Here is a 13,502-nt window from a genome sequence, read left to right on the forward strand (position 1 = left end):
GGTGGCTTGCCTTCGATGCCGCTTTCGTGGTTCTCGATACGCGTCCCAAGAACCGAAAAGCCCGGCCATGACCGCACTGCATCACAATCTCAGCCTCAAGGACGAAATCCGCGACTACTGGTCGATGCGGTCGGAGACGTTCGACAGCCAGCCAGGGCACGAGATTTTCTCGAGCGAAGAGCGGCAGGCCTGGCTCGCGCTGTTTTCGCGCCATCTTGGCCCCGCGCCGGCCGGAGGCGCCAAAGCGCTCGATCTCGCCAGTGGAACCGGGGTGATCTCGCTGCTGCTGGCCGAGCTCGGCTATGGCGTCACCGGGCTCGACCTTTCGGAGGCGATGCTCGCCCGCGCCCGCGCCAAGACCGCCGGCAAATCGATCAGGCTCTATGCCGGCGATGCCGAGGACACGCTGGAGACGGCCGACAGCTACGACGCCGTGGCGACGCGCCACCTGGTCTGGACGTTGCCCGATCCCCCGGCCGCGTTCCGGGAATGGCTTCGGGTGCTGAAGCCGGGCGGCCGGGTCGCCATCGTCGATGTCGACATGACCAATCCGCGTCCGGGCAATGGCCGGGCGCTGCGCGTCCTGGCGAAGCTCGTGAAGCGCTTGTCGAAGCCGAAGCCTCCGGCCGCCCATGCCGCGACGCATGACGACATCGTCTCGCGCGTCTATTTCTCGCAGGGCTGCCGGCCGGAGGAGATCGCGCGGCTGCTCGCCGAGGCAGGCTTCGCCGATATCGTGATCGACCGCGATCTCGCCGCCATCCACCGGGCGCAAGGTCGCTTCATGCCGCTCTACCAGCGGCTCGAGCGCGCGAGCCAGGACCGCTTCATCGTCTCGGCCCGCAAGCCGGGCTGAGCGGAGCGGCCAGCACTTCTGGCCGCTCGCGCAGGTCCGTCAGATAGGCTCCGTCAGATCGACTTTGTGACGCCGCCATCGACGCGGATGTTCTGGCCGGTGATGTAGCCGGCATCGGCCGAGAGCAGGAAGGCGATCGTGCCGGCGATCTCGTCGCTGGTGCCGTAGCGCTGCATCGGCACGCGCTGGCGGCGCTCGTCGGTTGCCGGCAGGCTGTCGATCCAGCCCGGCTGGACATTGTTCATGCGGATGTTGTCGGGCGCATATTTGTCGACGAAGATCTTGGTGAAGGCGGCGAGCCCTGCCCGCGCCATCGCCGAGGTCGGGAACATCGCATCGGGCTCGAAGGCCCAGGCCGTGGTGATGTTGACGATCGCGCCGGATTTCTGCGCCTGCATGATCGGCGTCACCAGTCGGATCGCCCTGACTGCGCTCAGGAAATAGACGTCGAGCCCGCGCTGCCAGTCCTCGTCGGTGATGTCGAGGATGGCGGCCCTCGGTCCGTGGCCGGCGCTGTTGACCAGCGCATCGACGCGGCCCCAGCGCTCGACCGTTAGGTCGACCAGGCGCTTGACGTCGTCCTGCGACAAATTCGAGCCGGTGACGCCGATCCCGCCGAGTTCCTTGGCTAGCGCCTCGCCCTTGCCCGAGGAGGACAGGATCGCGACCTGGTAGCCGTCCTTCGCGAGGCGCCGCGCCGTCGCCGCGCCCATGCCGCTGCCGCCGGCCGTGACGATCGCTACTTTCTTGGTCATGTCCGGTTCCTCGGATTGCTGGATTCGCAACCGTTCTAGAACCTCGTGGAGCGAAGCGGAACCGGCGCCACGCGCCTACCGGGTCGGCTCGTCGTCGGGATGGCTAAGCTCGCAGAACCAGCCGCCGAGATATTTGACCGCCGGCGCCTTGGGGTCGGGCACCGGCGTGCGGGCTTCCACCGCGGCGCGGAACGGCTCGGTGTTGTCCTGCGGCACGAAGCCGAGATGGCCGGCGCCGCTGTTGTCGACCGGCTTGGCGGGGTTGTCCGATATCCCGAACGCGATGCTGTGCCCGACGCGCGGCGCGGTCAGCGCTGCCGTGACCAGCCGGACGCAATCGTCGAAGGAGAGATAGGACCAGAGCATTCGCCGGTCGGCCGGCTCCGGGAAGGACGAGAAGATGCGCAGGCAGGCCGTCTCGATCCCGAACTTGTCCCAGTAGAGCCGGCTCAGGCTCTCGACGAAGGTCTTCGACACGCCATAGAGCCCGTCGGGCCGCACCGGCGCATCGACGCCGATATGGGCTTCGAGTTCGTGATAGCCGATCGCATGAACCGAGGAGGCGTAGACGACCCGGCGCACGCCATGTTTCCGGGCGCCCTCATAGACATGATAGGAACCGCGGATGCAGGAATCGAGGATCGTCTGCCAGCCGGTTTCCATCGGCGCGCCGCCGAAATGCACGATCGCGTCGCAATCCTTCGTCGCCGCGATCGTCGCCTCCATGTCGGCGAGGTCGAAGATCGCCGCTTCCTCGTTGTCGGCGAGATCACCCAGCGGCTCGCGATCCGCCAGGCGGATCGTCCTGGCGAGCGGGGCCAGGCCCTGGCGCAGGCGGGAGCCGAGCCGGCCGGCCGCACCGGTCAGCAGGATGCGGTCATAGCGGGGTGTCGAAGGCAAGGGGCTTCTCCAGGGGCTGGTCTGGCCGCGAAGTCATGCACCCCGGTCCCGCCGTTGCAAGCACCGGATTCGGCATGGGGGCTGCGCGTGGCAGGACTTGAACTGGAAGAGCCTGCAACTGGCCGGGCTGGCTCGGCAGCCGATCGTCAGGCGAGGAAGAAGTCCACCGCTTGCTCCACCACGGCCGGCTGATGCGCGTGCGGCCCGTCATACTCGATATAGGTCACGTCATAGCCCGCCGCCTTGAGCTTGGCGGAATGGAAGCGGCCGCTGCGGTCGATCGGGATCTGCTCGTCCCGTGTCCCGTGGGAGATGAAGACGCGGGGCGCGCCGCTCTGCAGATGCACCGACATGAACCCGGCCGACGAGGCCACGACATGGGTCACGAACTGCCCGTTGGTGAGGCCCAGCGAGAGCGCATAGCTGCCGCCATCGGAATGGCCGGCGAAGACGAGGCGGGCCGGGTCCAGCCGGAAGCGCGAGGCGACCTCGGCCAGCGCCGTGTCGAGCCGCTCGCGGTCGGGTCCGTTACCGCCGATCACGATGTCCCAGGTCGGAAACACCGACTGCGGCACGAGCAGCAGAAAACCCCGCGCCTCGGCATGCTGCTGCAGCATCGGCAGAATCCTCCCCGCGCTGCCGCCGCCGCCATGGAACAGCACGACCAGTGCCGTCGGGCTGCGCGGATCGATGCCATGCGGCACGTAGAGAGTCGCGTCGCGGGTCTCGAACAGGCCAAGCGGGTTCGGCCCGGCCGGCAGGGGCACCTTGCCCGGCAGCCGATGGACGAAATCGAGCCGGCCCATCAGATGGGGGTGGTTCATGAGATCGAGGAGGGTCATGCCGCCGCCTCTGGTCGTGGGCAGGGACGTCCATACCGCCTGGCGCGACAATGACCTGGATGGCCGGCGGCCATTCGGCAATGCGCTGTCTGCCACATTGGGCGATGGCGCGGTTATCCGGTCATGGAGAGGCGGCCCGCATGTCGGCGCGCCGCCTCTCCTGTGTCAGGTCAAAGTCGTCACGCTCAGACGGCGTTCGCCTGATGCAGTTCCTCGATCTGCTGCGCGGTGTAGCCCAGATCCTGCAGCACCTCGTCGGTGTGCTCGCCCAGCAGCGGGGACGCCTTCACATTGACGTCCATATCCGAGAACTTGATCGGGCTGCCGACCGTCAGATAGGTGCCGAGCTGCGGGTGCTGCACTTCGACGACCGTGCCGCTGGCCCGCAGCGACGGATCGACGGAGATCTCCTTCATGGAGAGCACCGGCGAGCACGGGATGTCGAACTTGCGCAGGATGTCGACGGCCTCGAACTTGGTCTTGTCGGCGAGCCACTCCTCGATCGTGCCGAAGATGGCCATGATCTTGTCCTGGCGCGCCCGGGCCGTCTTGTAGGCCGGATCGTCGATCCACTCTTCCTTGCCGATGGCCTTGCAGATCGGCGCCCAGGCGTGGCCCTGGATGGTGAAGTAGATATAGGCGTTCGGGTCGGTCTCCCAGCCCTTGCACTTCAGCACCCAGCCCGGCTGACCGCCGCCGCCGGCATTGCCGCCACGCGGCACGACGTCCGAGAACGTGCCATGCGGATACTGCGGATACTCCTCGAGGAAGCCCAGCGCATCGAGGCGCTGCTGGTCGCGCAGCTTGACGCGGCAGAGGTTCAGCACCGCATCCTGCATCGAGACCGCGACCTTCTGGCCCTTGCCGGTCTTGTTGCGCTGATGCAGCGCCGTCAGGATGCCGATGGCGAGATGCATGCCGGTGTTGGAGTCGCCAAGAGCAGCAGCGCTGACCGTCGGGGGACCGTCCCAGAAGCCGGTGGTCGAGGCGGCGCCGCCGGCGCACTGCGCGACGTTCTCATAGACCTTCAGGTCTTCATAATGGTGGCCGTCGCTGAAGCCCTTGACCGAAGCCACGATCATGCCGGGGTTGAGCTCGTTGATCCGCTTCCAGGAGAAGCCCATGCGGTCGAGCGCGCCAGGGCCGAAATTCTCGACCAGAACGTCGCTTTCCTTGATCAGCTTCTCCAGGACTTCCTTGCCCTGCGCCGTCTTGGTGTCGAGCGTCAGCGAACGCTTGTTGCTGTTCAGCATGGTGAAATAGAGCGCGTCGGCGCCCTCGACATGGCGAAGCTGCGACCGCGTGACGTCACCGGCGCCCGGACGTTCGACCTTGATGACGTCGGCGCCGAACCACGCCAGCAACTGCGTGCAGGCCGGACCCGCCTGGACGTGCGTGAAGTCGATGATCTTGATACCTTCGAGCGGCTGGCTCATAGCGTTTGGTTCCTCCGGACTGCTTCAGGTTAAGTCTCTGAATATTTTGGCGTTTGGTCTTCACTAGCTTGGAGTGGAAACACCCAGTTCCTTCGCCTTGTTCTGGGTGGCCTCGGCTTCAAGTTCTGCCAGGCGACGGCGCATCTGGCGGTCTTCGGTCCAGCGCTGGGTGTCGTCGCGAATGACGGCGGTGATGCCGGTGACCGTGTTGGCGGCGTCGAACATCAGGCCGACGGTGAAGGCGATCGACAGCGGGCGGCCTTCCTTGTGGATCGCAGGCACCCGCAGTACGTCGGCGCCGTAGCGCGTCTGCCCCGTGCGCATCGTCTTCTCGTAGCCGGCCCAGTGCCGCTCGCGCTGCCGCTCCGGCGTGATCAGATCCAGCGACTGACCCAGCGCTTCGGCTTCCGTGAAGCCGAAGATCCGCTCCGCCGCCAGGTTCCAGACCGTGATGATCCCCTGCGCATCCGACACGACGATTCCGTCGCCTGCGCGGGCCACCAACTGAGCAAAATCAACCGACTGCGACAAGGCGGTGTTCACGAATTCATTCTTCCTCGGCACGACGTCACCGGAGCGACCGGCAACTCCGGCAGGCCGAAGTGCAGTGCCATTTCTCTGGTATTTGGCATTCCCAATTATTGGTATGCCAGCGCCGATGAGGCGTCAAGGGGACTGGTGACGACGCCCGGCGCGCTTGGGCGAAGGCCTCTCCGGCCGCCTTGCTCGACTGAAGCCATTTGCGATGGCGCTTGACGGCATCCAATGTTGGCATAATGTATACCAACTATAAAAGATCCTGCGATGCGGGGCGTGAAGGAGGGGAAAGCGATGAAAATCCACGAGTTTCAGGCTAAAAAACTGCTCGCGCCCTATGGCCTTCGCGTGCCCGATGGGGGCGTCGCGATTACCTCCCGCGAGGCCGGCGAGATCGCCGGCCGCCTCGACGGGCGCGGCGTCATGGTCAAGGCCCAGATCCATGCCGGAGGACGCAAGCATGCCGGCGGCATCCAGCGTGTCGACGGCCCCGAAGCGGCAGAGGCCGCGGCTAATCAACTGCTTGGCCGGGTGCTGACGACGGCGCAGACCGGGCCGGAGGGGCTGACGGTCAGGCGCGTCCTGGTCGAGAGCGCCATCACGGCGGTCCGAGAACTGCATCTCGCCTTGTTGATCGACTCCTCCTCCGGAGAGCTGACGCTGATCGGCAGCGCCAAGGGCGGCGCCGATATCGAGGAACAGGCGGCGAGCGGTGCCGTGCGGGTCAATCAGCTCAGGCTCGGTGCCGGGCGCGAGGTGCGCCCCGATGCGGTGGCGCAGTTCGTCGCCGACCTCGCCCTCGACGGTGCGCTGCATGCGCAGGCCTGCGCGCTGATCGACGGGCTGCAGCAGGCCTTCGTCGAGCTCGATGCGAGCCTGATCGAGATCAATCCCCTGGCGGTCACGGAAGCCGGCACGCTGATGGCGCTCGACGTCAAGATGGTGCTCGACGACAACGCCCTGTTTCGGCATGCCAATCTCGCAGCTTTGCGCGACGAGGACGAGACCGATCTCGTCGATCTGCAGGCCCAGCGCCATCAGCTCAACTATGTCCAGCTCGATGGTGATATCGGCATGGTCGCCAACGGTGCCGGGCTCGGCCTGGCGACGCTCGACATGGTCGTGGCGGCCAAGGGACGGCCGGCCAATTTCATGGATATCCGCACGACGGCCAAGAGCCTCGACATTGCCCATGGCTTCCGCTTGCTGCTCGACAACCCGTCGACGCGCGCCATCCTGATCAACGTCCATGGCGGCGGCATGCAGCCCTGCGACACGATCGCGGAGGGGTTGGGCATCGCCATGCGGCGCACCGGCCGTTCGCTGCCGCTGGTGGTCAGGCTCGCCGGCAACAACGCAGATTTCGCCCGCTCGCGGCTGCGGAATTTCGGCTGCGCGGTGATCGATTGCCCGGACATGTGGACCGCCGCCGCGAAAGCGGTCGCGCTGGCCGGGAAGGGAGCCTGAGCCATGTCGGTTTTTCTGGATCGCGACACCCGCGTCCTCTGCCAGGGCATGACCGGCTGGGCCGGCACTCACCATGTCACCCGGATGATGGAATACGGCACCCATGTCGTCGGCGGCGTGACGCCCGGCAAGGGCGGCCGCTCGCATCTGAACCTGCCGGTCTATGACCGGGTCGCCGACGCCAGGCGCGAGACCGGCGCCAATGCCAGCATCGTCTTCGTGCCGCCGCCCCATGCCGCTGCCGCCATGATCGAGGCGATCGAGGCCGAGATGCCGCTGGTCGTCACCGTCACCGAGCGCGTGCCGACGCTCGACATGGTCCGGGTGCGCGATGCGCTGAAGGGCGGGCGCACCATCCTGGTCGGCGCCAATTCGCAAGGCATCCTGGTTCCCGGCGTCGGCAAGCTCGGCGTGATGGCGACCGGCAGCGAACGTCCGGGCGGCATCGGCATCATCTCGCGCTCGGCCTCGCTCACCAGCGAGGTCGTGGCGCAGATCAGCGCGGCGAAACTCGGCCAGTCGGCCACGGTCGGTGTCGGCGGCGATGCGATCCACGGTATCCGCATGCGCGAATGCCTGGAGCTTTTCCTGGACGATGCCGACACCGAGGGCGTGGTGCTGATCGGCGAGATCGGCGGCACCGAGGAGGAGGAGGTCGCGGAGTTCATCTCCGGCATCAGAACTTCCAAGCCCATCGTCGCGCTGATCGTCGGCCGTGAAGCACCGCCCGAACGCCGCATGGGGCATGCCGGCGCGCTCACGCTTGGGGGAAAAGGCGATGCGGCCGACAAGATCAAGGCGCTGGAAGCAGCCGGCGTGCGGATCGCCTCGAGCGCTCATCTGGTCGGCGAGACCATCAGGCAGGCGCTCGCGGAGCGGGGGTGAATCTTGCCTTTTCCCGCAAGGGGAGAAGGGAAGAGCATCAATCGCGCCTTGGAAGCTGCCCGCCGATCGACAGGGTGATCTCGTCGGCGGCGCGGCGCACCATCGGGCCGAAGGCGTCGAGCTTGCGCTGCGTCACGCGCACGGCCGGGCCGGAGATCGAGACGCCCGCGATCGCCTCGGCGTGCTCGTTGAAGATCGGCGCGGCGATGCAGCGCATGCCGAGCGTGCGCTCCTCGTCGTCGATCGCCCAGCCGCGCCGGCGCCCTTCCGCGAGTTCGCGCAGCAGCCGGCTGAGATCGGTCAGGGTCTGGTCGGTGAAGCGTTCGAGCCGCCTTGCCGCGCAGATCTGGCGCACGCGGTGCTCAGGAAATTCCGCCAGCAGCGCCTTGCCGACGCCGGAGGTGTGCATGGCGCCGCGGCTGCCGGCTCGGAAGAAGGCGCGCAAGGTGTCATGGCTCTCGACCTGCGAGATGAACACCACCTCGCCATTGTCCTCGATGCCGAGATTGACCGTCTCGCCGCTGGCTTCCATCAGGGCATGCATCGTCGCCCGCCCCATGCTGGCGACACGGCGATTGCGCAGGAAGGCCGAGCCGATCTTGAAGGCTGCGACGCCGACCAGCCAATGGCCGCGATCCGTGTCGTGCTGGACATAGCCGCGGCTCTCCAGCGTCAGCAGGACGCGATGCACGGTCGAGGCCGAGACACCGGAGCGCCGGCCGAGCTCGGTCAGGGTCAGGCCGTCCTCCTCGGCCAGAATCTCGAGCAGCGCCAGCCCCCGGTCCAGCGCCTGGACCGATCCCCCAGTGAGCGCCGCCTTCACCGAACGCGGCCGTCCGCGCCCCTTCCGCTGTTCGACCAGGCTCATGCGCTCTCCTCCCGCCGCGTTCCGAAAACCGACGAAAACACAGCCGTCGCCGCTTGGCGAATAAAAAATGAAATAATTTTTCAGATTAGCGAAATCGGATTCGTGAAAGAAATTCAAGCTATTGATATTCAATGATATTTCATTGGACGTGCGCCGTCAGAATAAGTTTCTGAAAGAAATTGACCAGCCCAGGTCGATGGTATCTGGTATGCCAATCAACAAGCATCTCGCCGGGAGACTGCGCCATGTCGAAAATGAGAGCCGTCGAGGCCGCAGTCAGGGTTCTGGAGCGTGAGGGCGTCACGCAGGCCTTCGGTGTGCCGGGCGCGGCGATCAATCCGCTTTACGCCGCCCTGAAGAGCCGCCAGTCGATCCATCACATCCTGGCGCGCCATGTCGAGGGTGCCTCCCACATGGCCGAGGGCTACACCCGCGCCAAGGCTGGCAATATCGGCGTCTGCATCGGCACCTCGGGGCCGGCCGGCACCGACATGATCACCGGGCTCTATTCGGCCATCGCCGATTCCATCCCGATCCTCTGCATCACGGGGCAGGCTCCCCGGGCGCGTCTCTACAAGGAGGATTTCCAGGCCATCGACATCGAATCGATCGCCAAGCCGGTGACGAAATGGGCGGTGACGGTGCGCGAACCCGGTCTGGTGCCGCGCGTCTTCCAGCAGGCCTTCCACATCATGCGCTCGGGCCGCCCCGGCCCGGTGCTGATCGATCTGCCGATCGACGTCCAGATGGCCGAGATCGAGTTCGATGACGAGACCTACGAGCCTTTGCCGGTCTACAAGCCGGCCGCCTCGCGCCGCCAGATCGAAAAGGCGATGGCGATGCTGCAGGCGGCTGAGCGCCCGCTGATCGTCGCCGGCGGCGGCATCATCAATGCCGATGCCTGCGACCTGCTCGTCGAGTTCGCCGAGCTGACCGGCGTGCCGGTCGTGCCGACCCTGATGGGCTGGGGCGCGATCCCCGACGATCATCCGCTGATGGCGGGCATGGTCGGCCTGCAGACCAGCCACCGCTATGGCAATGCGACGATGCTGGCCTCGGATTTCGTCCTCGGCATCGGCAATCGCTGGGCCAACCGGCATACCGGGTCGATCGAAACCTACACCAAGGACCGCAAATTCATCCATGTCGATATCGAGCCAACCCAGATCGGCCGCGTCTTCAACCCGGATTTCGGCATCGTCTCGGACGCCAAGGCGGCGCTCGAACTGTTCGTCTCCGTGGCGCGCGAGCAGGAGGGCAAGGGCCAGCTCAAGAACCGCAACGACTGGGCGCAAGCCTGCCTCGGCCGGCGCGAGACCATGCTGCGCAAGAGCCATTTCGATAACGTGCCGCTGAAGCCGCAGCGGGTCTATGAGGAGATGAACGAGGCCTTCGGCCGAGACGTCTGCTACATCTCGACGATCGGCCTGTCGCAGATTGCCGGCGCGCAGTTCCTGCACGTCCACAACCCGCGCCACTGGATCAACTGCGGCCAGGCCGGGCCGCTCGGCTGGACCCTGCCGGCGGCGCTCGGCGTGCGGGCTGCCGATCCCGAGCGCGAGATCGTGGCGCTCTCGGGCGATTACGACTTCCAGTTCCTGATCGAGGAGCTCGCGGTCGGGGCGCAGTTCAAGCTGCCCTATATCCATATCGTCGTGAACAACTCCTATCTCGGCCTGATCCGCCAGGCCCAGCGCGGCTTCGACATGGATTTCCAGGTCGGGCTGGCCTTCGACAACATCAACTCGCCCGATCTCGCCGGCTACGGCGTCGACCATGTCGCGGTCGCCGAAGGCCTCGGCTGCAAGGCGATCCGGGTGCGCAGTCCCAACGAGTTCAAGGCGGCCTTCGCCCAGGCCAAGGCCTGGCTCAAGGAGCATCAGGTGCCCGTCGTGATGGAGTTCATCCTGGAGCGCGTCACCAACATCGCGATGGGCACCGAGATCGACAACGTCGTGGAGTTCGAGGAGGTGCTCGACCTGCCCTTGCCATCAGTGACGCAAGCCGAGCTCCAGCCGGCCGAATGACATCCCGGCGCGGCGTCCGTCGCCGCGCCCGGTATCGCCCTTGCCGGCTGGCCTCTGCCGATCCGGCTTTCGCAACGACGGGACAAGACCATGCCGCGCTTTGCCGCAAACCTGACGATGCTGTTCAACGAACTGGAATTCCTCGACCGGTTCCAGGCCGCCGCCGAGGCCGGCTTCACCGGCGTCGAGTATCTGTTCCCCTATCCTTTTGAAAAGCGCGATCTCGCCGCCCGGCTGAAGCGCTGGAACCTGACGCAGGTGCTGCACAACCTCCCGGCGGGGGACTGGGCCGCGGGTGAGCGCGGCATCGCCATCCTCCCCGACCGCATCAGCGAGTTTCAGCGCGGCGTGTTCGAGGCGATCGACTACGCCACGATGCTTGGCTGCAGGCAGGTCAACTGCCTCGTCGGCGTGGCGCCGCCCGGCATCGAGCCCGCCCGGCTTCATGAAACCCTGATCAACAATCTGCGCTTCGCGGCCCATGAACTGGGACAGGAGGGCATCGCGCTGCTCGTCGAGCCGATCAACACGCGCGACATTCCCGGCTTCTTCCTGAACACGACCGCGCAGGCGCTGCGCCTGCTCGACGATGTCGATTCACCCAACCTCTTCCTGCAATACGACATCTACCACATGCAGATCATGGAAGGGGATCTGGCCCGCACGATCGAGGCCAATCTCGACCGGATCGCCCATATTCAGCTCGCCGACAATCCCGGCCGCAACGAGCCGGGCACGGGCGAGATCAACTTCCCCTTCCTGTACCGGCACCTCGACGCCATCGGCTACGCCGGCTGGGTCGGCTGCGAATACAAACCCGCCCGCGGCACGCGCGACGGCCTGTCCTGGCTGCCCGACCGAACGTTGGCGGCCTGACGGACATGGTCGGCGAATGTTGACTGCAAGGAAGGGTGAGTGATGACGAATATCGGCTTCATCGGACTGGGCATCATGGGCCGCCCGATGGCGGAGCACCTGATCGCCGGCGGCCACAGCCTGCATGCCTCGAGCCATCACAAGCCGGTGGCGCCGGAGCTGACCGCCTTGGGCGTCACCGTCCATGCGACGCCCAAGGCGGTGGCGGCGGCAAGCGACGTCGTCATCCTGATGCTGCCCGACACGCCGCAGGTCGATGAGGTGCTGTTCTCGCCCGAAGGCATCGCGGCTGGCCTCTCGGCCGGCAAGATGGTCATCGACATGAGCTCGATTTCGCCGATGGCGACCAAGGATTTCGCGGGGCGGATCGAGGCGGCCGGCGGGCTTTATCTCGATGCGCCCGTCTCCGGCGGCGAGGTCGGCGCCAAGGCCGCCAGCCTGACGATCATGGTCGGCGGCCCGGAGGCGGCGTTCGAGCGCGCCAAGCCGCTGTTCGAGATGATGGGCAAGAACATCACGCTGGTCGGCGGCAATGGCGACGGCCAGACCACCAAGGTCGCCAACCAGATCATCGTCGCGCTGACCATCGAGGCGGTCGGCGAAGCCCTGCTCTTCGCCTCCAAGGCGGGCGCGGATCCCGCCAAGGTGCGCCAGGCCCTGATGGGCGGCTTCGCCTCGTCGAAGATCCTGGAAATCCATGGCGAGCGGATGGTGAAGCGCACCTTCGACCCGGGTTTCCGGATCGGGCTGCACCAGAAGGATCTGAACCTCGCTTTGCAAAGCGCCCGGTCGCTCGGAGTGTCGCTGCCCAACACCGCGACCGCGCAGGAACTCTTCAATGCCTGCATCGCCCATGGCGGCAAGGACTGGGACCATTCGGCCATGGTCAAGGCGCTCGAACTGATGGCGAACCACGAAGTCGCCTGACCACAACAACAACGGGGGAAGCTCCATGAAGATCTGCATCTACGGCGCCGGCGCGATCGGCGGATATATGGGCGTGATGCTGAAGCGTGGCGGCCACGACGTCTCGCTCGTGGCCCGCGGCGCCCATCTGGAGGCGATCAAGGCCAGGGGGCTGACGCTGATCCTCAAACACGAGACGGTGACGGAGCAGATGCCGGCGAGCCGCGATCCGCGCGATCTCGGCCGCCAGGATGTCGTCATCATCGCGCTGAAGGCGCATCAGGCCTGGGAGGCGGCCGAGGACATCAGGCCGCTGCTCGGGCCTGAGACCGCCGTGGTCACGGCCCAGAACGGCGTGCCCTGGTGGTATTTTCACGGGCTCGACGGCGAATATGCCGATCTCAGGCTACGCAGTGTCGATCCCGGCGACCGGCAATGGCGCGCCATCGGCCCGGAGCGGATCATCGGCTGCACGGTTTATCCGGCGACCGAGATCACCGAACCCGGCGTCGTCAAGCATGTCTATGGCGATCAGTTCGGCCTCGGCGAGCCCAACCGCAAGGAGAGCGAGCGGCTGACCCGCTTTGCCGCGGCGCTGACGGAGGGCGGGCTGAAGCCGCGCCTGTTTGCCGATATCCGCGACGACATCTGGCTCAAGCTCTGGGGCAATCTCTGCTTCAACCCGATCTCGGCCCTGACCCATGCGACGCTCGACGTCATCGCGACCGAGCCCGGCACGCGGGCGCTGGCCCGCAACATGATGCTGGAGGCGCAAGGGATCGGCGAGACGCTCGGCGCGCATTTCCGCGTCGATGTCGAGCGCCGCATCGACGGGGCGGCGGGCGTCGGCGCCCATCGCACCTCGATGCTGCAGGATCTCGACAAGGGCCGGCCGCTCGAGATCGATGCGCTGTTGACCGCCGTCCAGGAGATGGGCCGGCTGGTCAAGCTCCAGACGCCCTATATCGACGCCGTGCTCGGGCTGGTGCAGCAGATGGGGCGTGCGAAGGGCGTCTACCCGACCTTTCCGCAGGACTCTTCCCAAGAGGAAAAAGACGCTCACACTGAAGAAACCGTCTCGGAAGAAACCCATCCGGCGGGCCGTCCCGCAGTGGACGAGCGTCAACTGGCCGTCTCATGATGCGCG

13 protein-coding genes are annotated in these 13,502 nt (G+C 66.2%); 7 read left to right on the forward strand and 6 right to left on the reverse strand.

The window, feature by feature from the left end; translation table 11 throughout:
* The first annotated feature begins 67 nt into the window (after window positions 1–67).
* Complete coding sequence (locus tag AC1DYU_RS15145; protein WP_476792345.1) at window positions 68–856, forward strand: class I SAM-dependent methyltransferase; 789 nt, start codon at window positions 68–70, stop codon at window positions 854–856.
* Window positions 857–909: 53 nt separating this feature from the next.
* Here the strand turns inward: AC1DYU_RS15145 and AC1DYU_RS15150 are convergent, their stop codons facing one another.
* The 5 genes from AC1DYU_RS15150 to AC1DYU_RS15170 form a co-directional block, all read right to left on the reverse strand.
* Window positions 910–1,611 (reverse strand): SDR family oxidoreductase, encoded by a 702-nt coding sequence (locus AC1DYU_RS15150; protein ID WP_158487028.1) that lies wholly within the window; start codon window positions 1,609–1,611, stop codon window positions 910–912.
* A gap of 75 nt (window positions 1,612–1,686) precedes the next feature.
* On the reverse strand, window positions 1,687–2,511 hold the full coding sequence (locus AC1DYU_RS15155; RefSeq protein ID WP_476792346.1) for an NAD-dependent epimerase/dehydratase family protein: 825 nt from the start codon (window positions 2,509–2,511) through the stop codon (window positions 1,687–1,689).
* Window positions 2,512–2,657: 146 nt separating this feature from the next.
* Entirely contained in the window at window positions 2,658–3,335 is a 678-nt protein-coding gene (locus AC1DYU_RS15160) for an alpha/beta hydrolase (protein WP_476792411.1), read from the reverse strand.
* 203 nt (window positions 3,336–3,538) lie between these two features.
* Window positions 3,539–4,789: a formyl-CoA transferase gene (gene frc / locus AC1DYU_RS15165; protein WP_158487024.1), complete on the reverse strand. Its 1,251-nt coding sequence runs from the start codon at window positions 4,787–4,789 to the stop codon at window positions 3,539–3,541.
* Between the two features lie 63 nt (window positions 4,790–4,852).
* Complete coding sequence (locus tag AC1DYU_RS15170) at window positions 4,853–5,332, reverse strand: PAS domain-containing protein (protein WP_476792347.1); 480 nt, start codon at window positions 5,330–5,332, stop codon at window positions 4,853–4,855.
* Window positions 5,333–5,620: 288 nt separating this feature from the next.
* Here AC1DYU_RS15170 and sucC point away from each other — a divergent pair, with 288 nt between their 5' ends.
* Both sucC and sucD read left to right on the forward strand, forming a co-directional pair.
* Complete coding sequence (sucC, locus tag AC1DYU_RS15175) at window positions 5,621–6,793, forward strand: ADP-forming succinate--CoA ligase subunit beta (RefSeq protein WP_476792348.1); 1,173 nt, start codon at window positions 5,621–5,623, stop codon at window positions 6,791–6,793.
* A gap of 3 nt (window positions 6,794–6,796) precedes the next feature.
* On the forward strand, window positions 6,797–7,678 hold the full coding sequence (gene sucD, locus AC1DYU_RS15180; RefSeq protein ID WP_476792349.1) for a succinate--CoA ligase subunit alpha: 882 nt from the start codon (window positions 6,797–6,799) through the stop codon (window positions 7,676–7,678).
* A 37-nt stretch (window positions 7,679–7,715) separates the two neighbouring features.
* Here the strand turns inward: sucD and bhcR are convergent, their stop codons facing one another.
* The gene (bhcR, locus tag AC1DYU_RS15185) at window positions 7,716–8,546 is read right to left on the reverse strand and encodes an HTH-type transcriptional regulator BhcR (protein WP_476792350.1); all 831 of its coding nucleotides are present in this window, start codon (window positions 8,544–8,546) and stop codon (window positions 7,716–7,718) included.
* A gap of 245 nt (window positions 8,547–8,791) precedes the next feature.
* On the opposite strand from bhcR, the gene gcl reads away from it, so the two are divergent.
* The 4 genes from gcl (at window position 8,792) to AC1DYU_RS15205 (ending at window position 13,496) form a co-directional block, all read left to right on the forward strand.
* Entirely contained in the window at window positions 8,792–10,573 is a 1,782-nt protein-coding gene (gene gcl / locus AC1DYU_RS15190; RefSeq protein WP_476792351.1) for a glyoxylate carboligase, read from the forward strand.
* Window positions 10,574–10,663: 90 nt separating this feature from the next.
* A complete protein-coding gene (gene hyi, locus AC1DYU_RS15195; RefSeq protein ID WP_476792352.1) occupies window positions 10,664–11,449 on the forward strand; it encodes a hydroxypyruvate isomerase in 786 nt (261 codons plus the stop codon).
* A 42-nt stretch (window positions 11,450–11,491) separates the two neighbouring features.
* Window positions 11,492–12,376: a 2-hydroxy-3-oxopropionate reductase gene (locus AC1DYU_RS15200; protein ID WP_476792353.1), complete on the forward strand. Its 885-nt coding sequence runs from the start codon at window positions 11,492–11,494 to the stop codon at window positions 12,374–12,376.
* A gap of 25 nt (window positions 12,377–12,401) precedes the next feature.
* Window positions 12,402–13,496 (forward strand): 2-dehydropantoate 2-reductase, encoded by a 1,095-nt coding sequence (locus AC1DYU_RS15205; RefSeq protein ID WP_476792354.1) that lies wholly within the window; start codon window positions 12,402–12,404, stop codon window positions 13,494–13,496.
* Window positions 13,497–13,502: the final 6 nt, after the last annotated feature.

Source organism: Allobosea sp. P2_B12 (genome assembly GCF_056404835.1).

Bases quoted from the DNA above. Each gene is read 5' to 3' on its own strand.
- AC1DYU_RS15205 (WP_476792354.1), top strand. From the start codon at position 12,402: ATGAAGATCTGCATCTACGGCGCCGGCGCGATCGGCGGATATATGGGC.
- sucC (WP_476792348.1), top strand. From the start codon at position 5,621: ATGAAAATCCACGAGTTTCAGGCTAAAAAACTGCTCGCGCCCTATGGC.
- frc (WP_158487024.1), bottom strand. From the start codon at position 4,789: ATGAGCCAGCCGCTCGAAGGTATCAAGATCATCGACTTCACGCACGTC.
- gcl (WP_476792351.1), top strand. From the start codon at position 8,792: ATGTCGAAAATGAGAGCCGTCGAGGCCGCAGTCAGGGTTCTGGAGCGT.
- AC1DYU_RS15160 (WP_476792411.1), bottom strand. From the start codon at position 3,335: ATGAACCACCCCCATCTGATGGGCCGGCTCGATTTCGTCCATCGGCTG.
- AC1DYU_RS15150 (WP_158487028.1), bottom strand. From the start codon at position 1,611: ATGACCAAGAAAGTAGCGATCGTCACGGCCGGCGGCAGCGGCATGGGC.
- bhcR (WP_476792350.1), bottom strand. From the start codon at position 8,546: ATGAGCCTGGTCGAACAGCGGAAGGGGCGCGGACGGCCGCGTTCGGTG.
- AC1DYU_RS15145 (WP_476792345.1), top strand. From the start codon at position 68: ATGACCGCACTGCATCACAATCTCAGCCTCAAGGACGAAATCCGCGAC.
- hyi (WP_476792352.1), top strand. From the start codon at position 10,664: ATGCCGCGCTTTGCCGCAAACCTGACGATGCTGTTCAACGAACTGGAA.
- sucD (WP_476792349.1), top strand. From the start codon at position 6,797: ATGTCGGTTTTTCTGGATCGCGACACCCGCGTCCTCTGCCAGGGCATG.
- AC1DYU_RS15200 (WP_476792353.1), top strand. From the start codon at position 11,492: ATGACGAATATCGGCTTCATCGGACTGGGCATCATGGGCCGCCCGATG.